This window comes from Trinickia caryophylli, assembly GCF_034424545.1.
Lineage (GTDB): Bacteria > Pseudomonadota > Gammaproteobacteria > Burkholderiales > Burkholderiaceae > Trinickia > Trinickia caryophylli.
On the sequence record NZ_CP139971.1, the window covers coordinates 1230102 to 1256071 of the forward strand.

At 60.9% G+C, this 25970-nt stretch carries 24 protein-coding genes and 4 pseudogenes; 23 read left to right on the plus strand and 5 right to left on the minus strand.

The features are described 5' to 3' along the window. Positions 1–50 precede the first annotated feature (50 nt). Together U0034_RS24685 and U0034_RS24690 are read right to left on the minus strand one after the other, a co-directional pair. Complete coding sequence (locus U0034_RS24685) at positions 51–1451, minus strand: FAD-binding oxidoreductase (RefSeq protein WP_085230681.1); 1401 nt, start codon at positions 1449–1451, stop codon at positions 51–53. A 1-nt stretch (position 1452) separates the two neighbouring features. Further along, a complete protein-coding gene (locus tag U0034_RS24690) occupies positions 1453–2193 on the minus strand; it encodes an enoyl-CoA hydratase/isomerase family protein (RefSeq protein WP_085230680.1) in 741 nt (246 codons plus the stop codon). Positions 2194–2544: 351 nt separating this feature from the next. Between U0034_RS24690 and U0034_RS24695 the strand changes: the two genes are divergently transcribed. The 22 genes and pseudogenes from U0034_RS24695 to U0034_RS24795 all read left to right on the plus strand — a co-directional run bounded on the left by U0034_RS24695 (position 2545) and on the right by U0034_RS24795 (position 20217). Further along, positions 2545–2889 (plus strand): hypothetical protein, encoded by a 345-nt coding sequence (locus tag U0034_RS24695; protein ID WP_139831233.1) that lies wholly within the window; start codon positions 2545–2547, stop codon positions 2887–2889. A gap of 72 nt (positions 2890–2961) precedes the next feature. Then, a pseudogene (locus tag U0034_RS29295) lies at positions 2962–3009 on the plus strand (hypothetical protein); the annotation flags it as partial. Between the two features lie 294 nt (positions 3010–3303). Further along, positions 3304–4034, plus strand: a pseudogene (locus U0034_RS29300) (IS3 family transposase); the annotation flags it as partial. A 55-nt stretch (positions 4035–4089) separates the two neighbouring features. Next, entirely contained in the window at positions 4090–4569 is a 480-nt protein-coding gene (tnpA, locus tag U0034_RS24705; protein WP_085230679.1) for an IS66-like element accessory protein TnpA, read from the plus strand. Next, positions 4550–4900 (plus strand): IS66 family insertion sequence element accessory protein TnpB, encoded by a 351-nt coding sequence (gene tnpB, locus U0034_RS24710; protein ID WP_085230678.1) that lies wholly within the window; start codon positions 4550–4552, stop codon positions 4898–4900. Before tnpA ends, tnpB begins: the two co-directional genes overlap by 20 nt. 33 nt (positions 4901–4933) lie before the next feature. After that, positions 4934–5782, plus strand: a pseudogene (locus U0034_RS24715) (transposase); the annotation flags it as partial. A gap of 68 nt (positions 5783–5850) precedes the next feature. Then, a pseudogene (locus tag U0034_RS24720) lies at positions 5851–6174 on the plus strand (ATP-binding cassette domain-containing protein); the annotation flags it as partial. A 39-nt stretch (positions 6175–6213) separates the two neighbouring features. Then, the gene (locus tag U0034_RS24725; RefSeq protein WP_338114529.1) at positions 6214–7200 is read left to right on the plus strand and encodes an ATP-binding cassette domain-containing protein; all 987 of its coding nucleotides are present in this window, start codon (positions 6214–6216) and stop codon (positions 7198–7200) included. Beyond that, positions 7197–8135, plus strand: a complete 939-nt coding sequence (locus U0034_RS24730; protein WP_085230676.1) for an ABC transporter permease — start codon at positions 7197–7199, stop codon at positions 8133–8135. Before U0034_RS24725 ends, U0034_RS24730 begins: the two co-directional genes overlap by 4 nt. Positions 8136–8139: 4 nt before the next feature. Next, complete coding sequence (locus U0034_RS24735; RefSeq protein WP_085230675.1) at positions 8140–9135, plus strand: ABC transporter permease; 996 nt, start codon at positions 8140–8142, stop codon at positions 9133–9135. 48 nt (positions 9136–9183) lie between these two features. Further along, positions 9184–10875 carry a GMC family oxidoreductase gene (locus tag U0034_RS24740; protein ID WP_085230674.1) on the plus strand — a complete coding sequence of 564 codons (1692 nt, stop codon included), beginning with the start codon at positions 9184–9186 and terminating at the stop codon, positions 10873–10875. Positions 10876–10938: 63 nt separating this feature from the next. Then, positions 10939–11691 (plus strand): SDR family NAD(P)-dependent oxidoreductase, encoded by a 753-nt coding sequence (locus U0034_RS24745; protein WP_085230673.1) that lies wholly within the window; start codon positions 10939–10941, stop codon positions 11689–11691. Positions 11692–11705: 14 nt separating this feature from the next. Next, the gene (locus U0034_RS24750) at positions 11706–12809 is read left to right on the plus strand and encodes a glycerol dehydrogenase (protein WP_085230709.1); all 1104 of its coding nucleotides are present in this window, start codon (positions 11706–11708) and stop codon (positions 12807–12809) included. A 47-nt stretch (positions 12810–12856) separates the two neighbouring features. Further along, positions 12857–13828, plus strand: a complete 972-nt coding sequence (locus tag U0034_RS24755) for a C-terminal binding protein (RefSeq protein ID WP_233212093.1) — start codon at positions 12857–12859, stop codon at positions 13826–13828. A 20-nt stretch (positions 13829–13848) separates the two neighbouring features. Then, positions 13849–14526 carry an RraA family protein gene (locus tag U0034_RS24760; RefSeq protein ID WP_158243584.1) on the plus strand — a complete coding sequence of 226 codons (678 nt, stop codon included), beginning with the start codon at positions 13849–13851 and terminating at the stop codon, positions 14524–14526. Positions 14527–14558: 32 nt separating this feature from the next. Beyond that, positions 14559–15713 (plus strand): mandelate racemase/muconate lactonizing enzyme family protein, encoded by a 1155-nt coding sequence (locus U0034_RS24765; protein ID WP_085230670.1) that lies wholly within the window; start codon positions 14559–14561, stop codon positions 15711–15713. Positions 15714–15732: 19 nt separating this feature from the next. Beyond that, positions 15733–16740, plus strand: coding sequence for an aldose epimerase family protein (locus tag U0034_RS24770; protein WP_139831232.1), 1008 nt, complete (start codon positions 15733–15735; stop codon positions 16738–16740). Then, positions 16737–16934, plus strand: a complete 198-nt coding sequence (locus tag U0034_RS24775) for a hypothetical protein (RefSeq protein ID WP_139831231.1) — start codon at positions 16737–16739, stop codon at positions 16932–16934. The genes U0034_RS24770 and U0034_RS24775 overlap by 4 nt, the downstream gene beginning before the upstream one ends. Further along, complete coding sequence (locus U0034_RS24780; protein WP_085230708.1) at positions 16924–17949, plus strand: zinc-binding dehydrogenase; 1026 nt, start codon at positions 16924–16926, stop codon at positions 17947–17949. Before U0034_RS24775 ends, U0034_RS24780 begins: the two co-directional genes overlap by 11 nt. A 120-nt stretch (positions 17950–18069) precedes the next feature. Then, complete coding sequence (locus U0034_RS24785) at positions 18070–18252, plus strand: hypothetical protein (protein ID WP_139831230.1); 183 nt, start codon at positions 18070–18072, stop codon at positions 18250–18252. 111 nt (positions 18253–18363) lie between these two features. Beyond that, positions 18364–19731 carry an MFS transporter gene (locus tag U0034_RS24790; RefSeq protein ID WP_085230667.1) on the plus strand — a complete coding sequence of 456 codons (1368 nt, stop codon included), beginning with the start codon at positions 18364–18366 and terminating at the stop codon, positions 19729–19731. A 291-nt stretch (positions 19732–20022) separates the two neighbouring features. Next, positions 20023–20217, plus strand: a complete 195-nt coding sequence (locus tag U0034_RS24795; RefSeq protein ID WP_254902674.1) for an FCD domain-containing protein — start codon at positions 20023–20025, stop codon at positions 20215–20217. Between the two features lie 871 nt (positions 20218–21088). On the opposite strand, the gene U0034_RS24800 is transcribed toward U0034_RS24795, so the two are convergent. From U0034_RS24800 to U0034_RS24810, 3 genes are all read right to left on the minus strand, one after another. Next, complete coding sequence (locus U0034_RS24800; RefSeq protein WP_085230666.1) at positions 21089–21676, minus strand: PqiC family protein; 588 nt, start codon at positions 21674–21676, stop codon at positions 21089–21091. Beyond that, complete coding sequence (locus U0034_RS24805; protein ID WP_085230665.1) at positions 21673–23217, minus strand: PqiB family protein; 1545 nt, start codon at positions 23215–23217, stop codon at positions 21673–21675. Before U0034_RS24805 ends, U0034_RS24800 begins: the two co-directional genes overlap by 4 nt. A 76-nt stretch (positions 23218–23293) precedes the next feature. Next, positions 23294–24565 carry a paraquat-inducible protein A gene (locus tag U0034_RS24810; RefSeq protein ID WP_085230664.1) on the minus strand — a complete coding sequence of 424 codons (1272 nt, stop codon included), beginning with the start codon at positions 24563–24565 and terminating at the stop codon, positions 23294–23296. 657 nt (positions 24566–25222) lie between these two features. On the opposite strand from U0034_RS24810, the gene U0034_RS24815 reads away from it, so the two are divergent. Further along, positions 25223–25885: a DUF3313 domain-containing protein gene (locus tag U0034_RS24815; RefSeq protein ID WP_085230663.1), complete on the plus strand. Its 663-nt coding sequence runs from the start codon at positions 25223–25225 to the stop codon at positions 25883–25885. Positions 25886–25970 lie beyond the last annotated feature (85 nt).

A 25970-nucleotide genomic window follows, 5' to 3' on the forward strand; every position in this document is an offset into this window, starting at 1 on the left:
GGTTGTCGACGCGACGGCCGGGCGCAGCCCGGCAGCGTGCAATGCATCGCCTAGAAAATCTTGTCAGGATTGAGAATGCCGTGGGGATCGAGTGCCGTCTTGATTCGCTGCATCAATTGCACAGCGGCATCGCCAGCCTCGCGCCGTAAAAACGCTTTCTTGTGAAAGCCGATTCCGTGTTCACCCGTGCAGGTTCCGCCCAGACCAATCGCGAGTTCGACGATCGCTTCGTTCAGCTTTTCCGCCTCTTCCCGCTCGGCTTCGCTGCCCGGGTCGATCACCATCAGCACGTGAAAATTGCCGTCGCCGATATGACCGAACGTCATGTGCGGGAAGTGCGCTCGCGCCATGATCCGCTCGGCACCATCGATGGATTCGGCCAGTCTGGATCGCGGCACACAGGTGTCGGTCGCGATGATCATTGAACCGGCCCGCGAAAGCTGACAGCTGAAATACGCGTGATGGCGCGCATGCCAAAGACGGCTGCGCTCTTCCGGCCGATCGGCCCATTGGAAGTCTTCGCCGCCGTGCTGCAACGCAATTTCGCGCAGCAATTCGGTTTGCTCCTGCAATGAGCCCGGAGAACCATGAAACTCCATAAAGAGCGTCGGCCGCTCGCGCAACGCGAGCTCGCGCGAATTGGCGTTGATCGCGCGGATCGAATTGGTGCACAGGTACTCGCTGCGCGCGATGGGCAGTCCCGATTGAATCGCATCGATGACCGTCGTCACCGCGGCATCCGCATCCTCAAAGGTGATGACCGCGGCGGACATCGCCTCAGGCAACGGAAACAGCTTCAGCGTGACTTCGGTCACGATCCCAAGCGTGCCCTCCGAGCCGACGAACAGACGCGTCAGGTCGTAGCCCGCAGACGATTTCACCGCCGACGTGCCGGTGTGGACGAGCGTTCCGTCGGCGGTGACCACCTTGAGCGCGAGTACGTTTTCGCGCATCGATCCATAGCGAACGGTATTGGTGCCGGACGCGCGCGTCGCGACCATTCCGCCGAGCGTCGCATGCGCACCGGGATCGACCGGAAAGAACAGGCCGTCGCCGCGAAGCACTGCGTTGAGCGCTTCTTTCGTTACACCCGCCTGCACGCTAGCCGTGAAATCGCCGGCATTCACGCCGATGATGCGATCCATCCGCGACAGGTCGATACATACGCCGCCTTTCGTGGCGAGCAGATGACCTTCCAGCGAAGAACCCGCACCAAACGCTATGGCGGGCACACGATGGGCATTGCAGAGCTTCAGGACCTCGCACACTTCATCGGTGGATTCCACGAACACCACAGCATCGGGCGGCATGGCCCGAAACGGCGATTCACCCCGGCCGTGCTGTTCCCGCACCACGGCCGCCGTGGACAGACGCTGCCCGAACATGGCACGCAGCGTTTCGATCAGACTGTCGCTGACGCGCGACAAGGTTTCTGCGCGATGTGCCTGCATGTCAGACACCCTTGAAATCTGGACGGCGCTTTTCGTGGAACGAACGCACGCCTTCGATCGCGTCCTCGCTCTTTGTCACGCGTTCGACAAGTGCCGTGGTCCGGTACATCGTCTCCGCCGGGCTGGTGGGCAACGTCGCGGCCACCAGCGTCTTCAGTTGGGCGAGAACGAGCGGTGCGGACGACGCGAGCGTGCAGGCCATCTCCTGCGCGGCCTCGAATTGCTGACCTGGCAGCGTCAACTGATTGACGAAGCCGACATCGAAAGCACGCGCCGCGGAAATCGGACCGCCGAGCAGCATCATTTCCATCGCGAATTTGTGGGGCACGCGTGCGCACAGCGCCGAGATCAAGCCTTTCGAGAGGCCGATCTTCGCCTCGGGATAGATGAAACGCGCGTCTTCCGAAGCGACGCACAGATCGCAAAACGCCATGATGGCTACAGCCATGCCGACCACCGGTCCTTGCACCGCGGCGATGAGCGGCTTGGTCAATGTCACGCCGACGCCAGGTACGCAACGCCAGAAATGTTCGGGGGGCGCACTCAGGTCGGCGCCTGCACAAAACGTCGCGCCATTTGCACATAGCAGACCGACGCGTTCATCGCCCGATTCGAGACGCGCCAGCGCGTCGGAAAGCTGATCGCACATGGCGGCAGTCAGTGCATTGCGCTTCTCGGGCCGATCGATGGTGATGATCGCGATTCCATCCTGGGCGCGATAGCTGACGCTTCCTTCCTGCATTGCAATGTCTCCCTTGTTCGTAGCTGCTACCGTGAGAGTCACTGTAGAGAGATACGCCGCAGCGGAGAAGCAAGTTATTTTCGGTTTTTATTAACTAAAATCGAATCAATCTGGACAGACCGCGCAGCGTCAGGCTCAGGCGGGAAAGCGCCGACCGGCAACTGCGGCGGCGGCCGGGCGGCTGCCTGCAAAGAACTCATAGCTGAGGCAGCGGGTTCGCGCACAGTTCGATCGATGGTCCACCTTCGTTTTGCAATATCTCTGGAAGCGGTAAATCCTTGTGGTGCGGCACGCGGTCGATGGCGTAAATAGCCACGGTAATGGGAGGTGCGCAGAGCGATCGCCCGGCACATGCACGCGCCACCGGCGTTCTGGCAATTACGCGGCGGGAACGTTGTCACCAACCTCGCCGATGATTTCGAATGCGCGCGGTTTAATGTGCAGACCAATATGGCCGCGGCGCGCCGGATAACCTGCTCGACGCCTGGCGGCAAAATGACAGCTTCAGCTGCGGAAAGCCTGGAACTCGCGTTTCGGCGCGCCGGCAACGCCGTCGACCTCTTGCGCGACAGCAAGCGTCGTGCTTTTTCACAGCAAGCGCGCAGAAATGGACGTCTGGAACTCTTTGATCTGAGCGTGCAGGCTATGTCCACTGTTTTCGATGAACTGACCCCACGAAGTTGGACACCCTTTTAGAGGTTCTGGGTGAAATACAGCGAGAAGAAGAAACTGTCGGCGACGAAGGATTACTGCACCGGCCACGCCGGGGTGAAGAGAGTTGCGGCCCGCCACAACGTGGATGTTTCGTCACTTCGGAAGTGGATAGCGGCATATCAAGCGCACGGCGAGGAAGGTCTACGAACAAGAACTAGCCGCGTGCGGTATAGCGCTGAGTTCAAGGCCGCAGTTGTGAAGCGGATGCGGAAGGAAGGCCTTTCATTCCGTCAGGTCGCAGCGCTCGCGAACGTTCGCAATTTCAATATCATTGCAGTTTGGGAGCGGCAGTATGATGACGGTAGTCTGGCCGCGGGACGTTCGCGGCCTGCAACCTACACCCTCAGAATGCCGAAACCACCGACATCAGAAAACAAGCCGGCAGCGGATGCAGACCGCAGCCGCGAGGATCTGCTTGCTGAAGTGCAGCAGCTGCGCATGGAGAACGAATATTTAAAAAAGCTCGACGCCTTGGTTCAAGCGAAGACGAAAGCAGCTCGGCAGAAAAAGCGCAAATCGTACTTGAACTGAGGCAGCGTTACCCCCTTGCAGCCGTCCTTAAAGGGCGAGCTGTCCCTGAAGTCATGCATTCGACGCAAGATCGCTCCCAACGTTCTGAAGCGGAAATTTGGTGCATCTCGCCCCAATCAGAAGTGGGTAACGGACGTGACTGAGTTCAACGTCGGCGGCCAGAAGCTCTATCTTTCTCCGGTTCTTGATCTTTACAACGGCGAAATTATCGCCTACGAGACGGCACGACGTCCGCTATTCGACATGGTCAACACGATGCTAAGTAAGGCCTTTGTGAAGCTTGGGCCACGTGACAAGCCGATATTGCATTCCGATCAAGGCTGGCAGTACCAGATGCCTGTTTATAGCCGTCGACTAAAACAGCAGAGAGTCAGACAGAGCATGTCGCGTAAAGGAAATTGCCTTGTAACGCCACGATGGAAAGCTTCTTCGGAACGATCAAGTCCGAATTCTTCCACCCAAACAGGTTTCGCAACATCGTCGAACTGCAAGCTGGCATCAAAGACTACATTCACTATTACAACCATGATCGAATCAAGCTAAGATTACGCGGACTTAGTCCAGTTCAATACCGGATGAAATATAAGCACCACTAACGTCAACGTGTCCAACATTCCGGGGTCAGTTCATTCGAATCAGTGGACACCTTTCATGACAGAAGAACACTCAGAAACGACTGGGGTGAAGGTCATCAACGTCGGTCGGGACGGCAAGCGCAGATATGACCGGCAAACCAAACAGAAGTTGGTGGAAGCGTGTCTTGAACCAGGTGCTTCGGTCGCCGGGCTCGCACTCAAGCATGGGGTCAACGCCAACTTGCTGCGCAAGTGGATCAAGCTGCATCAGCAGCGACTGGCTGGCACGTCCCCACAGCCAGCGCCGACTGGCACAGCTTTCGTTCCGGTGGTCGAAGTCGATAGTCACGAAGCGGTGGTCGCGCCCGCATCTGCGAAGGCACACCGCCACACCCCCGCAGCAAGGGCGTCGTCGCCGGCGATGACTTCGGCACGGTTGATGGTGCAGATGCCCAACGGCGTCACACTCCGGTTTGAATGCAGCGGCAATGACGCGCCGTTGCTATCGGCCATGATCGAGACGCTAGGACGGTGCGATGTTCCGCCTGGACGATGAACTGAAGGTCTATGTGCATCGTGACGCCGTTGACTTCCGCAAGAGCATCAACGGTCTCGCAGCCATCGTCGAGCAGTCAACGAAGCTCGACCCATTTGCGCGTGCGGTTTATGTGTTCAGCAATCAGCGGCGCGACCGCATCAAGATGCTGCTGTGGGACCGTAACGGCTTCTGGCTTCTCATGAAACGCCTCGAGCAGGACCGCTTCGTATGGCCGCGCAAGGAAGCGGTGCTCGTGCTGCGAACAGAGCAACTTCACTGGCTGCTGGAGGGCATCGACATCGAAGCGATGCGCGCGCATCCGAGGCGTTATTATCAGCGCGTGACCTGAAACGAGAACCGGCATCGCTGGTCTAATTCAGCGATGTCGCCGTCATCCTCTTCCTCTACCGACGAACTGCAGGCGCTGCGCGCAGAACTCGCTGCCATGAAGGGCGAGTTGCGTGTGGTGACAGTCGAACGCGATTTGTTGCGCGAGAGACTTAAGGCCTATCAGCGGCAGTTGTTTGCTTCCAGGAGCGAAGTGCGCGGTGCTGAGCAACGCGACCTCTTCCTGAACGAAGCAGAAGCGCTCGCAACGGGTTGCGAACCGGCGCAACAGGCCGAAACAGAACAGAGCGTCGAAGTCGGCGCGCATGAACGCAGGAAGCGTGGGCGCAAACCGTTAAACCCGATGCTGCCTCGCGAGGTCGTGCGCCATGAGTTGCCCGAATCAGAACGCGTCTGCGCACATGACGGCCACGCACTGGTCGAGATCGGCGCCGAGATCAGCGAGCAACCCGATATCGTGCCGCAGCAGGTTCGCGTCATTCAGCACCAGCGAATCAAACACGCATGCCCTTGCTGCGACCTTGGCATCAAGGTGACGCCGGCACCTTCGCGCATCATCCCGAAGGGCCTACTCACTGAATCAGCGCTTGCATGGGTGGTTGTGAGTAAGTTTGCTGACGCGCTGCCGCTGTACCGGATCGCCGCGTTGCTGCACCGTTTCGGTGGCGATCTCTCACGCGGTACGCTGGCAGCAAGCGTAGTGCGCGTCGGCATGGCAGTGCAGCCGCTGATTAACCTGATGCGCGACCACCTGCTCGAGGCCGACATCGTCTACGGCGATGAAACGACGGTGCAGGTACTAAAAGAGCCAGGCCGTGCTGCACAACGCAAGAGCTACATGTGGGCGCAGATGAACGGTACCGGACCACCAGTGCGAATGTTCGTAAGCGCGCGATCTAGCACACCGAGCTCATAGGGGTGCACGGAGGTTGACGTGTCGCGCCCACCGAAGGTCAGGTCACGGTGCGCGGCACCCCGGTGCGATTCTCGTCTCCACTCGACGCGCTCAACGCAGGCATCTCGACCGTGTTTCAGGAGTTTTCGCTGGTCCGCAATCTGACCGTGGCCGAGACGATGTTCCTCGGCCGCGAGCCGAAGCGCGGACTTTATAGCGTGGACCGCAGGCGCATGGAGGAAGAAGCGCGCGCGGCGCTCGGCTATATCGGCCTGAAGATCGATCCGCGCCGCCTGGTGAGTTCGCTCACCGTCGCGGAGCAGCAATCGGTCGAGATCGCGAAGGGACTGGCGGTCAGCGCGGACATCTTCATCTTCGACGAGCCGACCGCCGCGCTCAACACAAAGGACGTAGAGCGTATCGAATCGTTGCTGCTCAAGCTGCGCGATCAGGGCAAGTGCATCTTCTACATCTCACATCGGATGCGGGAAATTTTCGATCTGTGCGATACGGCGACGGTGCTCAAGGACGGCAAGCTGGTCGGCTCATACGCCACCGCCGACTTGACCCCCGACCGTCTGCTCTCTCTCATGGTGGGACGTGATGTGGAGCATCTCTATCCGCCGCGTGCGGCGTATCACAACGGCGCGGCGCTGAAAGTGAGCGCGCTGAGCACCGCACCGGGCCGCACCGGTGTGGATTTCGATGTGAGGCGCGGCGAAATTGTCGCGCTCGGCGGACTCGAAGGTCAGGGACAGCGCGATATCGTTCGCTCACTCGCGGGCGTGATGAAAGGCTGCACGGGCAAGCTCGAACTGCAACGCCGTTCGGGCGCGGCGATCTCGTTGCGACCGCGTGCGGGCGTACGCCGCGCGCTGTCGAATGGGCTGGCCTTCATGCCGGAAGACCGCAAGGGCGAAGGCCTCTATCTCGACTTGCCGATTCGCGACAACCTCACGCTCGGCGTGCATCAACGCAAGCATCCGTGGGACATCGCGCGGCCACTCGCGGCGCTTGTCAAGCGGCTCTCCGACGAACTACGGATTCGCTCTGCCAGCGCGGCGCAAGCGGTCGTGAGCCTGTCCGGCGGCAATCAGCAGAAGGTGATGCTCGGACGCTGGATCGCCATTGACGCCGATGTACTGCTGATCGAAGAGCCGACACGCGGCGTCGATGTCGGGGCGAAAGTCGAAATCTACAACGCGTTGCGCACTTTCTGCGAGCGTGGTGGCGCGGTGATCTTCACGTCCCGCGAATTGCCCGAAGTGATCGGCTTGGCCGACCGCGTTCTGGTCGTGAGCGATCATCGCATCGTCAAGGAAATCGATGCGAAAGACGCCACCGAGGAGGACATTCTCCAGGCCGCCGTCGCCCGTACCGAAACGCTTGCAGGAGCCACAGCATGATTCAGCGCCTTACTTCGTTCCGGGCCGATCGCACCGGCGGCCAGTATGTGTCGGGCGCACTCCTGGTCCTCGCGATCGTCGCTCTGGCGGTCTCGTTCGCGAGCTTCCGGACGCCCCAGAACCTCGGCAATCTTATCGTGCAGGCCACGCCGCTGATGGTCGTCGCACTCGGCCAGACCTTGCCGATTCTCACCGGCGGTCTCGATCTGTCGGTCGGTGTCGTCATGAGTCTGTCGACATGCATTCTCGCCACCACCGGCTCGCCCGCGCTCGCGATCACGCTGACCATCCTGAGCGCCGCGCTCCTCGGCATCGTGAACGGTGTCGGCGTGACGCGATTTCGCGTGCATCCGATCATCATGACCTTGTCCACCGGAACGGTGCTGCAAGGCATCGTGCTGCTCGTGCAGCCGTCGCCCGGCGGCAGCGTCTGGCCGATGCTTCCCGCCGCTGTGGGCAACTCGGTGATGGGCGTGCCGATCGCGCTGCTGTGGGTCGCGCTGGCGATCTGGTTCGCGTGGTCGCTGCTGCATCGCTCGCGGCTCGGCCTGCATGTCTATGCGGTCGGCGGCGGCGCGGACAACGCGGCGCTCGCGGGCGTGTCCGTTACGCGCATGACCATCGCGTCATATGTTATTTGTGCGCTGTTCGCGGCGGTCGCCGGCATTTTCCTCGCCGGGCGCATCTCCTCTGGCGATCCGTGGGTCGGCGCCTCGTACGGACTCGACTCGGTGGCCGCCGTCGCACTCGGCGGCACGCAACTGAGCGGCGGGATCGGCGGGCCGCTCGGCACGGCCTTCGGCGCGTTGCTGCTAAGTATCGTCGGCAACGCGATGAATATCGTGCAGATCAACCCATTCCTTCTGTCCGTGGTCAACGGCGCGCTGCTGTTGTTCGCCGTCTGTCTGCGTCGCCGCAAAGAAATCGGAATCTAAAGTCATGCCCGTCCAACCTATCTCCGAAGCCGGAAACCTTTCGATGCGCGCCGCGCCACGCTTCGAACTCCGCAGGCTCTTCGTCGCGGTGCCGCCGTCCATCTTCGTGCTCGCCGCCCTGCTGCTGTTCTGTGTGTTCTTTCGCCCCGTGCTGTTGCAACTGCCGTTTCAGATGGTGATCGCGCGTCAGGCCGCCCCGCTCGGCCTGGCCGTCGCCGCGCAAATGATCGTGATGCGATGCCGCTCCATCGACCTGTCTGTGGGCGGCGTCTTCGTGATGACGAACTATCTGATCACCACCGCGCCTCTCAACGACATGTCCGCGCCAATGCTGATTTTCGGCGCGCTCGCGATAGGCGCGCTGATCGGCCTCGTCAACGGCGTGCTCATTACGAAGTTCCGCGCGTCCGCCGTGATCGCCACGCTGGCGATAGCCTCCATTCTCACCGGCACCGTACTGTTCCTGAGCTCCGGCAGCAGCCCGGGATCGGTGCCGGACGCGGTGCAGGTACTCGGCAGCGCGAAGCTCGGCATCGTGCCGATCGCAACGGTGATCTGGGTGGGCGTGCTGCTGCTCCTCGCGATTCCGTTGCGCTTCATGGTGTTCGGCCGTCTGCTCAAAGCGGTCGGCAGCAATCCGGTCGCGGCCACGTTGTCGGGTCTGCCGGTCGAGGGCGTGTTTATCGCCTCGCATGTCGCTGCGGGACTGCTCGCGGCGGCGGGCGGTCTGCTGTTGTCGGGCTACGTCGGCGTGAGCACGACCAGCGTGGGCACCGATGTCGTGATGAATTCGATCGCAGGCGTGATCCTCGGCGGCATTACGTTTGGCGGCGGTCGCGGCGGATTGATCGGCCCGTGCGCGGCTGCCTTCGCGCTCACGCTCCTCTTCAATGTGCTCAACGCGTATGGCGCGGGCGAGTCGGGCAAGCTGATCGTACAAGGTCTGGCGATCGCGGGCGCTGCCATTCTTGCGGGCATGGCTGGGCGCACGCGTCGTTGAATGTTGGCGACGGATCACGTCGCTTCTAAAGGTTCCAGATTTCGAGTTATGGCCAAGGCATCGACACACTACGATTTCATCGTGATTGGCGCGGGCGCGGCGGGCTGTCTGACCGCCGGGCGGCTCGTGCGCGATCATGGCGCGCGGGTTCTGCTCGTCGAAGCGGGCGCACGCGACCGTAATCCGCTCATTCACATGCCCGCGGGCTTCGTCAAGCTGCTAACGAATCGCGACTACATGACGTTTCATCGCAGCGCGGAGCATGCGCATCTGGACGGCCGGCAGCCATCGATTCCGCAGGGCAAGGTGCTTGGCGGCGGCAGTTCCGTCAACGCAATGGTCTATATCCGCGGCCAGGCGCGCGACTACGACGACTGGGTGTCGATCACCGGTGATGAGTCCTTGAATTACCGTCGTCTGCTGCCGCACTTTATCCGGCTCGAAGGCAACTCCACTTTCAACAACGCGGCGCACGGCATCAATGGCCCTCTGAAGGTGTCTGACGGCGCAAATCTAAGCGACGTATCGCGCGCATTCGTGCTGGCGGCGCAGCAAACGGGCTTGCGCTTCAACGCTGATTTCAACAGCGGCACGCAGATGGGCGCAGGCTTCTACCAGACGACGACTTATCGCGGCCGCCGATGCAGCGGCGTCGACGCGTTCCTTGCGCCCGTCATGGGCGACCCGCGTCTGGAGATCCGCACGGGTACCACGGTCACGCGCATTGTGATCGAAGGCAACGTGGCGCGCGGTATCGAAGTGCAGAGCGGATCGCAGCGTGAGCAAATTTTCGGCGGACAGGTGATTCTGACCGCGGGCGCGCTCGTGACGCCCAAGCTACTTATGTTGTCGGGCATCGGCGCGGCAGGCGAACTGGCGCGTCTGGATATTCCGGTGAAGGCCGATCTACCCGGTGTCGGCGAGAACCTTCAGGATCATCATGAAGTGCCCGTCGTTGCGTTCTGCAAGGGACGATACGGCTACTTCAATCAGGATCGCGGCTGGAATCAGATACGCAACGGGCTGCAGTATCTCGCGTTCCACAACGGCCCCGTCGCATCGAACGCGGTGGAAGCCGGTGCGTTCTTCAATCCCGACGACGCGTCCGGTGCGCCGTCCATTCAGGTTTTCTGCCTGCCGACCGTCTATCTCGACCCCGATGTCACGTCGACACGCGCTACCTACGGCTTCACGCTGAACAGTTGCGTGATGCGTCCGAAAAGCCGTGGCCGCGTCTCACTACCGACAGCCGATCCTGCCGCGACCCCGATTGTCTATCCGAACTATCTGCATCACCCCGATGATCTTCGGCTGTCCATCGCGGGCATGCGTCGCGCCGCGCGCATCATGCGCGCAGGCCCGCTCGAAAGTATGGTCGAACAAATCGTGTTGCCCGACGAACGCGCGTTGTCGGATGCATCAGTTGAGTCGGACGAGGCGCTCGCGGAACATTGCCGCCGCACGGTCAAGACGGTCTATCACCCAGCGGGCACCGCGCGTATGGGCCGTGACAACGATCCGATGGCGGTCCTGCATTCGGACATGACCGTGCGCGGCATCGAGGGCCTGCGCGTGTTCGATACCTCGTCGTGGCCCACCATTATCAGCGGCAATACCGTTGCGACGACTTATGCCGTCGCCGACCGTGGCGTGTCGCGGATGATGGGCGAGACCATGCCCGAAGAAGCGCGGAAGCGCGACATCGAATCCGCCGATCCTCTGTTGACATACGCGACCTGACGCATGCACCGATCCCCCGTCACACGGTAATCAACGTAAGGATGACTAATCGGAAGACGCCCTATGAATGACATACTTTCTTGCTTCGCATCGGATGTTCTCGCAGGAAAAACTGCACTCGTTTCAGGTGGCACCAGCGGTATCGGTCTCGATATCGCCAAAGGACTCGCGGGACTTGGCGCGCGCGTCACGGCGACCGGCAGTTCCCTCGACAAGATCGCACAACTCAGGCGTGCCAAGGCGACGGATCAGATCGCTTTCGATCATCTCGATGTGACGGATCTCGAAGCGATAGGGTCGTTCGTGCAGCGCTTCGAGCGCCTTGACATTCTCGTGAATTCGCAAGGAATCTCGCGTCCCGGTCAGGAATACGACGACGCCACGTTTTTGAACGTGATGGACATCAACCTGATCAGCGCCATGCGCTTGTCCAGCGCGGCGATTTCGCTTCTGACGCACTCGCAAGGCACGATCATCAACATTGCTTCCATGCTCAGTTATCTTGCCGATGCAGAAGTGCCCGCCTATTGCGCGAGTAAGAGCGGCGTTCTCGGGTTGACGCGCGCATTGGCGCATCGTCATGGGCGCAATGGCGTGCGCGTCAATGCCATCGCGCCGGGTTACCACCGCACGGCGATGACGCACGGGCTATGGAGCGAGGACGCGGCCGCGAAGAAGATCGCCGAGCGCACGGCGCTCAAGCGCTGGGGCGAAGCCGACGATCTCGTGGGCGCCGCCATCTTTCTGTCGACGCCCGCCGCGCGCTATATCACCGGCGCGATCATCGCCGTGGACGGCGGCTACGTCGTCGGTTGAACAAGGACTCCCAAATGAACCCGTCCTCCGTCATGCTGCGCACAAGCGTGTTCCCATCGCGCTACGTGCAGGGCGCGGGCGCATTGAGCACGCTCGATGATGAACTCGCGCGTTACGGTTCATCGGCCGCGTGCCTGCTCGATGCGAACGTGTCTGCGCTGCTCGAAGACGTGACGGCGCGCGCGCAGCGAGTGAAGATCAATGCGCGATGCGTGCAGGCATCGTGCACCGAGCGCGCTGTCAAAGACGTGACCGCGTGGATCCGCGATACCGGCGCGCAGATGGTCCTGTCTTTCGGCGGCGGCAAGGTGGTCGATGTCGGCCGCGCCGCCGCCGACGATCTGCGCTTGCCGTTCATCTGCGTGCCGACCATCGCGGCATCCGACGCGCCCTGCTCCGCGCTCTCCGTCATCTACGACGACGCGGGCCGCGTGGTCCGCGACCACTTCGTGCGGCGCAACCCCGACCTCGTGTTGGTGGACTCACAGATCATCGTGAACGCGCCGGTGCGCTTCTTCATCGCTGGCATTGGCGACGCGTTATCCACCTGGTACGAAGCACAGGCGTGCGCTCGCGCGTACGCCGCGAATCTGTGTGGCGGACGCGGCACGTCGCTCGCGCTTCAGGCGGCGAAGCTCTGCCGCGACACGCTGTTCGAACACGCGCCGCAAGCGGTGGACGACTGCCGCGCAAATATCGTCACGCCGGATTTCGATGCCACGCTCGAAGCCACCGTGCTGCTGTCGGGCATCGGTTTCGAGTCGGCGGGCGTGGCGGCCGCGCACGCGATCCATCACGGACTGGCGGAGCTTCCGTCCTCGCATGACTTCCTGCACGGCGAGAAGGTGGCCATCGGCACGCTCGCATCGCTGTTTTTGTTTGCGGTGCCGGACGAAGAACGTCTTCACATGTTCCGCTTTTGCCGCGATGTGGACTTGCCGTACCGCCTGCGCGAAATCGGTGTGGACGCGGGCGATATCGACGTGTTGACGACCGTCGCCGAACGGGCATGCCAGGCCGGCGAGATCATTCACAACGAACCTTATCCAGTGACGCCGGCGAACGTGGTCGCCGCGCTGATCGCGATGGACCGGTACGCCGAGCGAAACCTCGACTGATGCAACGCATCGCATAACAACCCGTAAAAGGAACGACCTTGTTCAAAGTGTATGTGACGGATTACGACTATCCCGATCTCGCCGTCGAAAGCGAGATTCTCGAACCCATCGGCGCGCAGGTGATCGGCTTGCAGTCGCGCACGGGAGAAGGCCTCGCGGAACTGGCTCGCGACGCCGACGCGCTGATGCAGCAATACGCGAAGATTCCCGCTGAAACCATTCGCGCGCTGGAGAAGTGCAAGGTCATCGCGCGCTACGGCATCGGCGTGGACATTCTCGATGTCGATGCCGCGCGTAAAGCGGGCATTGTCGTAACGAACGTGCCAGACTACTGCATCGAGGAAGTCGCAGACCACTCCATCAGCATGGCCCTGACCATCTTTCGGTCGATCCCGACGTATGCGGCGTCCACACGGCGCGGCGAGTGGCATTGGAACACCTGGAACCGGCCGATTCCACGCATGCGCGGCAGCGTGTTCGGTCTGGTGGGCTTCGGGCGCATCGCGCAGAACATGGCGCGCAAGTTGAATCCGTTCGGCTTCGATGTCGTCGCCTACGACCCGTATGTGAGCGCAAGCCTGATGGCATCGCATGGCGTGCGCAAGGTCACGTTGGAGGAGATGCTCGCGCAAGCCGATCTGGTCGATGTGATGTGCCCGTACACGCCGCAAACGCATCATCTGATCGATGCAAAAGCGCTCGCCGCGATGAAACCCGGCGCGCTGCTCGTCAACTGTTCGCGCGGCAAGGTGGTCGATAACCGCGCGCTGTACGACGCGCTTGTCAGCGGTCAGATCGCAGCAGCGGCGCTCGACGATACCGAAGAGGAACCGGCCAAGCAGGCCGACTGGTCGCCCAACGACAACCCGCTGTTCGCGCTCGAGAACTGCATCATCACGCCGCATGCGGCGTATATCTCGCAGGACGCCCTGCACGAAGCGCGCCGCGTGGCCGCTGAAAACGTGCGTGCAGTTCTGCTCGGCGAGAAGCCGCTCAATCCGGTCGTTTCCGGTTACTAACCTACAAAGGAATCATGCTAATGAGCACCATCGTCAACCCCCGTCCCGAAGTCGATAGCGAGCTCGTCGCCCGCTTCGTCGCGCTGTCCGAAGTCATGTCGCTGTCGTGCGTGGTGTCTGACGCGCTTCAGCGCAACGGCACTATGCGCCATGACATCAAACCGAAGGGCGCGAATCGCAAGATCATCGGCACCGCGCTGACCGTTCAGCTCACGGCGGGCGATATCGTCGATTGTCTCGACGTGTTCACCGTGGCCAAGCCGGGCGACGTGATCGTTATCGACGCATTTGGCGAAACCGAAACGTCCATCTGGGGCGGACTGATGACCGGCCTCGCGCGTAACGCGGGCGTGGTCGGCGCGGTCATCGACGGCAGTTGCCGCGACACCGACGAGGCGAAGTTTCTTGATTTCCCGGTATCGGCCAAGGTCGCCGGACCGCGTCAGGCGCACACGGCCATCAGCGGACGGCGTGAGCCGATCAGCATCAATGTGCCGATTTCCTGCGGCGGTGTGATCGTGAACCCGGGCGATCTGGTCGTTGCCGACGAGATCGGTGTCGCGGTCGTGCCGCACGCCGACCTCGCCGCCGTCTACGAACGCGCGAAGACCATTGCCGACAACGAAGAGCGCATGCGCGGCATGATCCTCGAAGGCAAGACCTTCCAGGACCTGCTCGAGAAATTCGGCCGCATCTGAAGCGCGCCGTCGCTAACGTCAGGAGAAGACAGTTGAAGATCGAAAGCGTGGATACCTTCGTGCTCAAGACGGCGCTGGACAAGCCGTTCGCCTATTCGCAGGGATGGGTCACGGGCCGCTCGACAACCGTGGTGCGCATTCGCACCACCGATGGTATCGAGGGATGGGGCGAGACCTTCAGCGTGGGTTTGCAGCCGCCGGAAATCGCCGCCACGGTGATCGACAGCGCGCTCAAGCCGCTGTTGCTCGGGCAGGATCCGCTCGACACCGAAGTGCTGTGGAACACGATGTATCTGCGCACACGCGACTTTGGCCGCAAGGGCGTGGTGCTCGGCGCGATCAGTGCGGTCGATATCGCGCTGTGGGATATCTGCGGCAAGGTGGCGACGCTGCCGGTGTGGCAACTGCTTGGCGGCGCCTTTCGCCAGCGAGTGCAATGCTATGCGACGGGCTTTTTCCGCCCGACAGGTCAAGGCCAGGCCGCTGACATGGCGGTCGAGGCGCAGCGTCATCAGGCCGCCGGTTTCTCGATGATGAAGGTCAAGCTCGGCTTCGGCATCGAGGACGACATCGCCGTGATGCAGGCGATCCGCGACGCGCTCGATCCGCAAACCCGCCTCATGATCGACGTGAACCACGCCTACGGTGCGAACGAAGCGATTCGCCTCGCCCGCGCGCTGGCCGATTTCAAGTTGCGCTGGATCGAGGAGCCGGTCGTGCCCGAGGATCTTGCCGGTTATCGGCGCGTGCGCGATGCGATCGATACGCCCGTCGCTGGCGGCGAAGCCGAATTTTCGATGTATGGCTTCCACGATCTGTTCAAAGCCGGCGCGGTGGATATCGCCCAGCCCGATATCTGTCTCGCAGGCGGATTTACAGCGCTCAGGCATATCAACACGCTCGCCCAGGTCAACGGCGTGAAGGTCAATCCGCACGTATGGGGTACGGCGATCGGTCAATATGCGTCGATGCACATGATCGCCGCCACGCCCGACACGCACTACTCGCTGTATGCCGATCAACCGCTGTTCGAATACGACACCTCGTCGCATCCGTATCGGACGGCGCTCGTCAGACAGCCGCTGGAGCAGCAGAACGGATGGCTCGACGTACCGGGCGCGCCGGGACTCGGTTTCGAACTGGATCAGGCATTCTTCGATAAAACGGCACTTCGCATTGGCGCTTGACGCAATCATCGAGGACCGAATGATGCGAGACAATGAACGCTGGACCTTGATCTGGGCGCACGGCGAGGCTACCGTGCAATCGATGGGCGGCATGCTTGCGCCCGTACGCTTTAATCTAGGCGCGGGCCGCAGTGTCTCGCCGCTGCACGTCGCTCTGTGGGGCGACGACCCCGCGTGGCCGGGACTGATGCGCGCTTTGCGGGGCCAATGGCCCTGCCTGCCGTTCGGTACCATCGACGTTCCGCCGGGTCTGCCGCACGGCTTCGAAGCGCGCACGGCACACGACGAATGGCGTCACGGCTTCAGTTCAAATCACCTGTGGCGTTGCGTTGAGCACACGCCGCACAAGATCGCGCTGCATATCGACTATCCGCCCGACGACCCGGTCGAAAGTCTCGATCGTGTCATTGAAGCGAGTGCAAGCGAACCGATGCTCACGGTTTCGCTGACCGTGCGCGTGCGCCGCGACGTCACGCTGCCCTTCGCGCTGCATCCGACCTTTAAAGTGCCGCAAGAGGGCGTCGAGGTCGTGGCGTGTCCGTATCGGGCGGTGCATACGTATCCCGTGCCGATCGAACCGGCTTACTCACGCATCGTGACCAACCGGACGTTCGAATCATTGCGGATGCTCGAAACAACGGACGGATCGTTCGATGCGACGCGGCTGCCGCTGCCGCAGATCACGGAAGAACTCGTGCAACTCGAAGCGTGCCGGCCGCCCTTCGTTCTCCGCTATCCGGCCGACAGCGCGGAAGTTCGCCTCGACTGGAATACGCGCGATTTGCCTGACGCCGTGCTCTGGATCAGCAACGGCGGCCGCGACTATGCGCCGTGGTCAGGGAAAAATTTTGCGCTCGGTGTCGAGCCGGTGAACGGCTTCTTCGATCTTGGGCGAGTCGTGGCTCCGCCGCAGGATCATCCGCTTGCTGGTCGTACCGGAAGCACGTTCAAGGCTGGCGAGGCACGCACGATTCAGTACCGCTTATCGGCCGCGGCCCTTACAACCGAGCCTTCGACATGCACATGAACCGGCCCATCGAATACCGCGTTGATTGGACTTCCACCGCGCCGGGCGATCAACCGCCTGCCTCATCATCAGACGACCTGTTCGCTGCATTGTTCGCGGATGGTTTCGCGGGCGTCGTGTTCAATCCAACTCATAGGGACGACGCCACGAGCGATACGCCTCGCCATTACAAGGATGCTGCAGATGCAAGATGAAGTGTCGATGCCCCGCACCTGGCAGGCGTGGACGTGGACCGGTCAACCCGATCCGCTCGCCCTCGCGCTGCAGACCGTGCCCGCCGCGACGCCGGGAAGCGGACAAGTGCTGGTTCGCAACGCCGTCATCGGTCTGAACCCGGTGGACTGGAAGGTGCTCGGCGGCGATCTCGTCGACTGGCAGCCGGGCAAGGTGCCGGGCGTCGATGGGGCGGGCGAAGTCGTCGCCGTGGGTTCCGATATCCCGAACGATTGGCTTGGCAAACGCGTCGCATACCACACGAGTCTGGCGTCGCCGGGCAGCTTCGCCGAATACACGGCGGTGGATGCTCGAGCACTGCTTACCATTCCTTCTGCAGTCGATTTCGACACTGCGGCGAGCGTGCCATGCCCGGCACTGACCGCATGGCTCGCGCTCGACAAGCTGCCGCCGAGACGGCACGCGCGCGTTCTGGTCAGCGGCGCGGGCGGCGCTGTCGGTCTTTACTCGGTGCAGCTCGCGGCGATGCAGGGCTTCGAAGTCAGCGTAATGTGCCATCCGCGGCATGGGGACCGTCTGCGCGCGCTTGGCGCAAGCGAATGTTTTGAAGGTCCGCTCGATTCGAACAGCGAGTGGCCGCGAACGCAAGCGAACCGGTTCTTCGCCATCGTCGATGCCGTCGATGCCGCGCACGCCGCGCGCCTGTCGCCGGCGCTTTCCGCAAACGGGCATCTGGTCTGCATCCAGGGCCGCGTCGAAGGATGGCCGAGCCCCCCATTCGGACGCACCATGTCGTTGCACGAGGTCGCGCTGGGCGCGATGCATCAGCATGGCAGCAATTCGGACTGGGCACGTCTTGTCGATGCAGGCAACCGGATTCTGCAACTCATCGCTGACGGTCGGATGAAAAGCGAGCCGCTATTGACCGGGAGATTCGACGCGCTTCCCGAACGGCTCGATGCCTTGCGTCACCGCTCGGTGTCGGGCAAGTCGATCGTCGCCGTTTCATCGTTCCATCGTGCAGTCAGTCTTTAGCGCTGGGATCGAAGCGATATGCGAGGCTCCAGACGACACGCGGCATCCGCCGTCCTGAATACAGTGGCTTCAGTCGGCGTCGACGAACCATCCGTGCAGGTCGAAATGACATCGGGCGAGATGTCAACACTCATCGCCGCGCTCGATGCGCTACTCCGCGAACGCGCGATGGCTTGTCAGATTGCATCCGATTATCTCGTTCGGCAGCAACAACCGATCGATGAACTGTCGTTCGGGTTATCGAACATCATACGAATCGAGCGTTCGCTCGAAGCACGGCTCGATCCGGCCGATCGGATCTGAAGCCGCCGTTTCACTCAACTCGTCGACCGATCCGTGCCACCGCATATCGCATGCGATGCGGCGTGCCACAGCGTTCGGCACTCAAACTGAAAACTCGCAGGAGACGTGTTCATGCTGCACATGAAAAACAATCCAGGTGCTTCACCGATGCCCAAACCCGCCGGACGACAACGATGGTTGGTCCTCGGCCTTCTCTGCCTGATCGCGCTCGTCAACAATATCGACCGCCTGACCTTGTCGATCGCGGCACCCGCCATGCAGCATGAACTCGGGTTCACCGCGACCGATATCGGCTTGCTCGGCAGCGCGTTTTCACTTTTCTACGCATTCGGTCAGTTACCGTCCGGATGGTTCGTCGATCGCTTCGGACCGCGGAGATTGCTGGGGGTTTCCGTTGTCGTCTGGAGCGCCGCGACCGCTGCGATGGGTACCGCGCATTCGTTCGGCGCGTTCCTCATTGCGCGCGCGTGGCTGGGTGCGGCAGAATCGCCGTCGCTGCCTTCGACAAACAAGATCGTTACGCAATGGTTTCCGAAGAAGGAACAAGGCATCGCCAACGCAAGTTGGGATGCCGCGTTGAAGGTCGGCCCTGCCTTCCTGACCTTCGCACTCGTCTTTGTCGTGGCCGAATTCGGCTGGCGCTCGATGTATCTGGCAGCGGGCGTCGCCGGTGTCGTCGTCGCCATCGTATTCCTGTTCTTCTATCGCGATGTCGATCGAAACACCCGGTTGAGTAGAGAAGAACGCGCCTATATTGCACATGACGGGGAAGTTCGAGCCGCCGCCGATGCAGTACGCGTTCCCTGGACGGCCATGTTCAAACGCCAGAGCATGTGGGGAATGATGGCGGGCTTCTTCTGCAATCTCTGGGTGTATCAGATATTCCTGGTCTTTATTCCCATGTTCATCATCGAGCAGTTCGGCGTGAAGTTCTCTTCGTTGGGGCTGGCAGCCAGCGTGCCCTGGGTGGGCGCGATCATCGGCGATATCGTGAGCGGCATCGTTTCCGGCAAACTGGCCGAACGCTCCGGATGGACGACGCTCAAGGCGAAAAAGGTGACCATCGTCGCTGCTCTGCTGCTTCAGGCCATCGTCCTCGCCCTGCTGCCGCTTAACGCCGTGTTCGGCCAGTCGGCGGGCCTGCCCGTCGCCGTGATCCTGATGGCGTTTGCGCTGGGATTCAACGGGGCCGTGGTCGCGCATGCATGGTCGCTGCCCGCCGAGGTCACCACGTATTCGACGGTCGCGTCAGCCGGCGCAGTGCAGAATTTTGGCGGCTTCCTCGGCGCGACGCTTTCGCCGTTGGCTGCTGGCATGATCGTCGACGCCACGCATTCATTCACCCTCGTTTTCCTGTCGTCGGCGGTGGTATCGGTGTTTGGGGCAATCGCCTATCATTTTTTCGTGCGGCACCCCATCATCCAGGGCGAAAAGCTGAATCCGGCTCAAGAAGATGCCAGACAGGAATCGGTCGCCTAATCCGCAAATGATCGCCTCCGGCGACGATCTCGAGATGCATGGATTCATTCAGCCGCTTGGCGATATCGTCGGAAGCAAATTCATCTTCCCAGGTGCGGCGCAGACGAGCCGCTTTCGGCAGCAATATCGCTATGGGACTGGCTCTTGACCCGCTGCGATTCAACCCGGCTCGCTGTTAGAGAGGTGGCCTGCATTGCAGGCCTGCCACAGTGCGGAGGTGATTCCATCTGTCAGGTTGCCAAGAGAGCCTGACGGGCATCATGGACCGCTTATCGGCGTCCGTCCGACGTTGTGGCACGGGGGGACGTGCACGGCTACTTCCGGGTGAATGTGGCATGCCGCGACGAACAGTTGCGGTTGTGCGGCAACGACATCGTCAAGGAGGTGCTGGATTCGATGCACATGCGGATCAGCCGGCTGCGTCGCCTGAGTACGTCATTGCCCGGGCGTTTGCATTGCTCGTGCGCTGATCACCAGCGGTTATGAGACGCTTACAGTGAACGCGACGGTGTGCTGGCTGCAGCACTGAACCGCTCTATCGTATTGAGCGCGCTTCAGGCCATAGAACCCGAATGGGATCGCGTGCCGACCAACGTGGCTGGGATGGGCAAGGGACGCAAGCGCCAGATGGATCAATAACGCCCCACTTGCTGCGACACACGGCCGCGATGAGCCTCATGCACCACGGCTTCGACATAACCGCGACCGCGCCCGGGCCTGGCACGAGTCTTCGGAGACACCCGGACCTACTTGCACGCCGACGTGCAACTCAAGGAACGCACTCTCGGACACGACGGTCAGTCGGCACGCTATCAAATTCGGGATCCCTTGGTCGCCCTCCATAAATCTCCCTGATAATTCCGACAATCCAGACGACCGTGAACGGATATCCGCCCGACCGTGCGCGTACGGATTCGTGAAGCGGCATGATCGAGCAGTAGACATAAGCCTTGTGATGCCACTGGCGGCATCACAAGGCAAAATCCCGTATGGCCAGTTCGATCCTTGGCGTGGTGGATCCGCCTGTGCCACTGCCCGATCACCCACTGGGCAGCCTTGTCCCTCAGACCTGGCGTACGATCGGCAACTGCTCGAACACCGCGAGCACATAGCCATTGCCGCCGATCCGACGGCACTTCACGCTGCATCTCTCTCGGCGGACACCAGGCGGCCAATCGGAATGATAAACCGCCTGGGCAACAGGCCCGTCCTTGAGCCGTCTCGCACAATGTGCCGGTATCAACCGACCTAGCAAGCGCGACCTTGAGAATCCTCGGCAGACTAGTCTCGCTTCGACGAACTCCGGGCGCCTCACCGCGACTCCGATCCTTGCCGGGACAACTTCTGGCCTACTGTCTCAGTACCGTACAGTGGATAGCATCGCTAAAGCGATATCACGTGAAACGGAGGCGAGAGCCTGGCTGTGCGCGCTCACCAGCGCACCGTAGCCAGGCCCGGTGACGTTCTCGCGAACGACTGTGCGACCTTCAACCGGTTCGCCGCGCCCCGGCGCGCGGACAGACCAGATTGCTGCCAGCACTACGGTACCGCTCGTTGGCGAATCAAAGCTCTGCACGTCAACCGACACGCGGAATCCATTGTCATCCACATGTTGCGGATAGATGGATACGATCGACCCTGGCAGCAACTGCATGAGATCGGCAGCCAGTACGCGCGGAATCTGGCTCTTCAGCGGATCGGCCCAGCGAGCAAATTCGTCGATCGACACGCGGTTCTCGTCAATCCTTGACACGATCTGCGGGCGATCGACCAGTTCCGGAACCGTGACCGGGCCGATCGCGATTGCCACCGGTTTGATATCCGGCTGCAACTCGACAAGGTGCACGGGAGCCAACGTATAAAACTGCGCCGGCGGCGACGTTGCACATCCCGCAAGGAGAGTGAGAACTAATATTGCCAGGCAAAACAAGGACGATCGGCTCATGGTTTCTCCTCGGCCTTGCCTCGAATCAGCGCTTCCGGATGGCGCTGCAGGTAGTCCGCCAGCGTGCGAATCGATACTGCGGCTCGTGACAGTTCGCGCATTGTTTCAGTCGTGCTTTGCTGCAACGGCGAGTCGCTTTGAATCGCACGATTCGCTGACGCGAGAGCTTCACGAACAGTGGCCAGCGTTGCCTTGGCATCCGGCGCCAGATCCGTATTGACGGTGTTCAGAACTGAATCCGCGTCGTTCAGCGTCTTGCGTAGGTCTTTGCTGATTCCGTCGAACGGGATTGCATTCAGCTTCGCCACCAGACTCGAGATCGAGTCTTGCAAACCCTGCAGATTTCCCGGTACCGTCGGTAATTGAGGAATCGCATTGCTCCAGTTCACTTTCGCCTTCGGCGCTGCGGGGAAAAAATCGATCGCAACATAGAGTTGCCCCGTAAGGAGACTCGCGGTCTTCAATTGGGCTCGCAGTCCCTTCGAGATCAGATAGTCCGCAAACGCCTTTCGTTCAGCCGCCGTGCCTCCCATGCTGCGTTGCCAGTTCACACGCGACACCAGACGTTCGGGAAAAATGCTGACCTCAACAGGAATATTGAATTCTTTTCTGACGGGATCGAAGTGCGCCGAGATCGCCGACACCTCGCCCACGACAATCCCGCGGAAGTCGACCGGCGCGCCGACTGCCAATCCGCGTACCGACTCGTTGAAGTTCAGGACGTATTTGTCGACGATTGCATCATGCCGCTTCATGGCATCGGCGCGATCGCCGAAAAGTTGAAATTCGCGTTTCGCGTCCGCTTCAGTTCTATCCGTCGTGTCAGGCGGGTTCTCGAACGCGAGGCCACCGATCAGGATGGAGACCAGCGATTCCGTGTTGACCTTTACGCCCGTCGTATCCAGGGTCACGTCAACGCCGCTCGCTTGCCAGAAGCGCGTGTCGTTCGTGACGTACCTGTCGTATGGCGCATTGATAAAAACACGCACGGTCATCCTGGAGCCGTCGGGATCAAGTGCGTAGGAAACTATCTGGCCAACCTGAAGCCTGCGAAAGAATACGGGTGAACCGATATCGAGTGAGCCGATGCTGGTACTCCTGAGTACGAACTCCCGCCCCGGCGTCCCCGAGGCAAGCACCGGCGGCGACTCGAGTCCGACAAAATCGCGTCGGGCGTTTTGCGAGGTGCCAATATCCATTCCGATGTGGGAACCGGAAATCAGGGTGCTGATGCCTGACACGGTGCCGCCTGAAATCCGCGGCCGAACCACCCAGAAGCGGGTACCGTCGACCAGCATGCTGGAGGCGTTCCTCGACATCTCGGCGCTGGCGAGCACGGTCTGGTGATCGTCGGACAGAGTGACGCTCCTGATTACGCCGATATCGACGTTCTTAAACTTGATTTTCGTCTTGCCGGCCTCGATGCCCTCGCCCGTGGCAAAGCGGATGGTGATGCTTGGGCCTTGTTGCATGATCGACCGCACCGCGAGTCCGCCCGCTATCAACAGGGCCACCAGCGGCACAATCCATATAAGCGGCATGCGCCCATTCGATCGTTCTGCGGTAACCGCGGCTCGAATGTGAGCCGCATCGTCTTTTCCGTTCTCTGCCGACGCCTCATTCACCGTCCAACTCCACGGCGTCCCATATGAGTCGTGGATCGAACGACAGTGCCGCGAACATGGTCAGGACGACGACCGCGCCAAACGCTATAGCCCCCGGACCGGCATCGATTGTTGCAACAGAACCAAATTGCACGACCGCGACCAGGATGGTGACGACATAGATATCGAGCATCGACCAACGGCCGACGCACTCTACCCACCGGTAAATACGTGTCCGCTTGCGCGGCATGAGGGACGAGCGCAACTGAGTGCTCCAGGCGAGATAGGCTAGAGAGAGAATTTTGAGCATCGGCACAACGATGCTCGCAATAAACACGATCGAGGCCAGCACCCATGAGCCCGAGGCCCACAGGAACACCACACCGCTTAGAATCGTGTCCGACTGCGTGCCGAATAAGGTGCTGGTGATCATCACCGGCAGCAGTACGGCAGGAATATAAAGAATCATCGCGGCAAGCAAGAACGCCCAGGTACGTGCGAGGCTATTGGGCTTGCGCAGATGAAACAGCGCGCCGCAGCGCGGACAAATCCGGCCGCGAAATTGAGCGAAAGGTTTTGACACCAATCCGCAGTCGTGACAAACAAACAGGCCGGCGCGTGCGCCGGTAGCGGCTTGCGCATTCACCATTCGTCTCGGTGAACTGGAGTCGCCACCTGGCCCGCCATCAATACGCTCCCATATATCACGCGGGTCGAACGAAAAAGTTGCTGCCGTGAGCAGTACCATTACTGCGCCAAATGCCCAGAGCGCTACGCCGGGAACAACGGTCGCGAAGTGCTGCAGTTTGACCAGCGCAATCAGCATGGCAAGCATGAGCACTTCAGTCATTCCCCACGGCGCGACGTGCTTTAGTACGCGCAAAACAACCTCGGGACGTTGAGGCAGGCGGCCAGTATGCAGGGGCAGCAGTAGGTAAATCACCGACGCGATGTTCAGCGCCGGCATCACAATCGTCGTTATCAGAACGAGGCCAGCTATGGGCCACATGCCGTCGGCGTACAGCGAACAAACTGCATCGAACAGCGTGGTTTCGACGAGCGCGCCCCTGACCCAAACCCCGATGATCGGAAACCAGTTCGCCACGAGAAACATGATCGCCGCCGCTAGAGTGAACGCGAGCGCACGATCATGATGAGTAGCCGGCAGGCTTCGGTAGAAGGCAGCATCGCACCGCCGGCAACGCGCGATACCGCGTTCGACCAGGCTTGCTTTCCACTGGAGCAAGTCACATTCACGACATGCGATTAGTCTGATTTCGTTCATTTCGGCGTCCGCTTGCCTGGATGACCCTTATCCAGGCTTGATAACTTGTGTGTCGCCCAAGAGTATCACCAAAACTCGGCGTCGTAAACCGTCCAGTCGGTTTGTTTGTCATCAGTCCGGAGCGGGAACCGCAGATTTATCCAATTCAGCGGTCATCGCTGACGTAGTTCAGAACCCGCAGACGCCAACTCATGGAACAGATTCACGGTGATGAAAGGCAGAGTGGCTTCACGGCGCCGGAAACTGCTGGCAGGAAGCGAGTAACGATGCGCATGCTTCCTTGCCGAGATGGAGAAGGCAGGTCCGTGGCAGCGCTTGCCGTTAGTAATCCAGCGGCACCATCCGAGGGCGCGCGTGGGTCTGCCCGCCTGTTGGCGCGAAACAAATTTTGTGAATCTACTGCTTGCAACGATGACAGGCTCCGTAGGACATGCTCTCTGGTGAGCAGTTCGGTGCCCTGAACAGACGACTATGCGGCCGCGCCAACCGTCAGTATAAGAGGCTTGCGATGAGGACTGAGCTAGGATCCATGCCAAATCTCATAAACAAGCCGTATGTCCGGTTTACAAATGACACTGGCAGTGGTACTGTTCGACGTCATCGGCACCGCTTCGAACGACCTTATCCCATCCCCGATTCTCGTTACAGGACCACAAAGTGCTTAAGAAAAACTCCGTCGCAATATTCCTCTCCGCCGCCGCGGCACTGACTTTGACCGCGTGCGCAGGTGTGCAGCCCGTGGCCTATAGTGGGATTTCATCTTCGCCGCAGATGACACGGAACGCCGGTGATAACTCGGGCAAGGTGCCCTATCAATTTACGGCCCCCGTCGTCTGGTCGCGCTACACGAAGGTCATAGTAGATCCGGTGGTGATTTACCAGGGCGCTGACAATCAGTTTGGCGATATAAAAAGCGAGGACCGCTCGGCGCTTGCCAGCTACATGGGAAAAACGTTCTCGGGAAAGCTGGCGACCAGGTTCAGCGTCGTGCAGCAGCCCGGTCCCAACACCTTGCGGGTCAAACTGACATTGACGGGCGCCGAGAAAACTACGGCGTTGGTTGGGCAATTCATGCATTTCGATCTTGCGGGCAATCTCTATAACGGTGTGCAATCCATCCGCGGCGGTCAGGGTGCATTTAGCGGTTCCGTGTCGTACGCGGTGGAGGTCTATGACAGCGTCAGCGGTCAACTGTTAAAAGCGTACGTTTCGAAACAGTATCCCAATGCGATGAATCTTCCTGCAGCCTTCGGTTCATTGGGTGCCGCGAAGACCGGCATCGACAAGGGAGCGGACGCATTGGTCGCTGAGTTTCATTAACGCTTGAACATGCGCGCATTGGCCCACCTCGTCGCCGCAGTCGCGCCGCCCCCCATCCACCGATTTCGACCAAGCTGAAGGCGGG

What these genes read in the sequence shown, in the direction of transcription:
- U0034_RS24735 (WP_085230675.1), top strand. Translation starts at nt 8,140, where the DNA reads ATGCCCGTCCAACCTATCTCCGAAGCCGGAAACCTTTCGATGCGCGCC.
- U0034_RS24685 (WP_085230681.1), bottom strand. Translation starts at nt 1,451, where the DNA reads ATGCAGGCACATCGCGCAGAAACCTTGTCGCGCGTCAGCGACAGTCTG.
- U0034_RS24810 (WP_085230664.1), bottom strand. Translation starts at nt 24,565, where the DNA reads ATGAACGAAATCAGACTAATCGCATGTCGTGAATGTGACTTGCTCCAG.
- U0034_RS24760 (WP_158243584.1), top strand. Translation starts at nt 13,849, where the DNA reads ATGAGCACCATCGTCAACCCCCGTCCCGAAGTCGATAGCGAGCTCGTC.
- U0034_RS24730 (WP_085230676.1), top strand. Translation starts at nt 7,197, where the DNA reads ATGATTCAGCGCCTTACTTCGTTCCGGGCCGATCGCACCGGCGGCCAG.
- U0034_RS24800 (WP_085230666.1), bottom strand. Translation starts at nt 21,676, where the DNA reads ATGAGCCGATCGTCCTTGTTTTGCCTGGCAATATTAGTTCTCACTCTC.
- U0034_RS24750 (WP_085230709.1), top strand. Translation starts at nt 11,706, where the DNA reads ATGAACCCGTCCTCCGTCATGCTGCGCACAAGCGTGTTCCCATCGCGC.
- tnpB (WP_085230678.1), top strand. Translation starts at nt 4,550, where the DNA reads ATGTTCCGCCTGGACGATGAACTGAAGGTCTATGTGCATCGTGACGCC.
- U0034_RS24770 (WP_139831232.1), top strand. Translation starts at nt 15,733, where the DNA reads ATGATGCGAGACAATGAACGCTGGACCTTGATCTGGGCGCACGGCGAG.
- U0034_RS24695 (WP_139831233.1), top strand. Translation starts at nt 2,545, where the DNA reads ATGCACGCGCCACCGGCGTTCTGGCAATTACGCGGCGGGAACGTTGTC.
- U0034_RS24805 (WP_085230665.1), bottom strand. Translation starts at nt 23,217, where the DNA reads ATGCCGCTTATATGGATTGTGCCGCTGGTGGCCCTGTTGATAGCGGGC.
- U0034_RS24740 (WP_085230674.1), top strand. Translation starts at nt 9,184, where the DNA reads ATGGCCAAGGCATCGACACACTACGATTTCATCGTGATTGGCGCGGGC.
- U0034_RS24745 (WP_085230673.1), top strand. Translation starts at nt 10,939, where the DNA reads ATGAATGACATACTTTCTTGCTTCGCATCGGATGTTCTCGCAGGAAAA.
- U0034_RS24785 (WP_139831230.1), top strand. Translation starts at nt 18,070, where the DNA reads ATGTCAACACTCATCGCCGCGCTCGATGCGCTACTCCGCGAACGCGCG.
- tnpA (WP_085230679.1), top strand. Translation starts at nt 4,090, where the DNA reads ATGACAGAAGAACACTCAGAAACGACTGGGGTGAAGGTCATCAACGTC.
- U0034_RS24690 (WP_085230680.1), bottom strand. Translation starts at nt 2,193, where the DNA reads ATGCAGGAAGGAAGCGTCAGCTATCGCGCCCAGGATGGAATCGCGATC.
- U0034_RS24780 (WP_085230708.1), top strand. Translation starts at nt 16,924, where the DNA reads ATGCAAGATGAAGTGTCGATGCCCCGCACCTGGCAGGCGTGGACGTGG.
- U0034_RS24775 (WP_139831231.1), top strand. Translation starts at nt 16,737, where the DNA reads ATGAACCGGCCCATCGAATACCGCGTTGATTGGACTTCCACCGCGCCG.
- U0034_RS24790 (WP_085230667.1), top strand. Translation starts at nt 18,364, where the DNA reads ATGCTGCACATGAAAAACAATCCAGGTGCTTCACCGATGCCCAAACCC.